This window comes from Streptococcus sp. C150 (assembly GCF_000187445.1).
GTDB lineage: Bacteria > Bacillota > Bacilli > Lactobacillales > Streptococcaceae > Streptococcus > Streptococcus raffinosi.
Window position 1 is genome coordinate 1 of sequence record NZ_GL698464.1, and the last position, 683, is coordinate 683.

Below are 683 nucleotides of genomic sequence, written 5' to 3' on the forward strand. Positions count from 1 at the left end.
ACTATCAAATAAGGTAGAATAATAGAAAAAGATAGCAGGAGGAATGACGATGAATCATTTTAAAGGAAAGCAATTTCAGCAGGATGTGATTATTGTAGCCGTGGGCTACTATCTTCGTTATAACCTTAGCTATCGTGAACTTCAAGAAATCTTATATGATCGTGGCATTAACGTTTCTCATACGACGATTTATCGTTGGGTGCAAGAATATGGCAAACTACTCTATCAAATTTGGAAAAAGAAAAATAAAAAATCCTTTTATTCATGGAAAATGGATGAAACATACATCAAAATTAAAGGAAAATGGCATTATTTGTATCGAGCCATCGATGCAGATGGTTTAACCTTGGATATTTGGTTACGTAAAAAACGGGACACACAAGCAGCCTATGCTTTTCTTAAGCGGTTAGTGAAGCAGTTTGATGAACCGAAGGTTGTAGTCACAGATAAAGCCCCCTCTATTACAAGTGCCTTTAAGAGACTAAAAGAATACGGCTTTTATCAAGGGACAGAACATCGTACCATTAAATACCTGAATAATTTGATTGAACAAGACCATCGTCCAGTAAAGAGACGCAATAAATTCTATCGAAGTTTACGCACTGCCTCACCCACGATTAAAGGCATGGAAGCCATCCGAGGATTATATAAGAAAACCCGAAAAGAAGGCACTCTCTTCGGGT

At 37.2% G+C, this 683-nt stretch carries 1 protein-coding gene; it reads left to right on the forward strand.

The genetic code is table 11. The annotated features are described in order from the left end of the window. Positions 1-49: 49 nt before the first annotated feature. Positions 50-683, forward strand: a 634-nt coding sequence (locus tag HMPREF0848_RS10140; RefSeq protein ID WP_037609885.1) for an IS6-like element IS1216 family transposase, incomplete at its 3' end; no start/stop codon positions are given.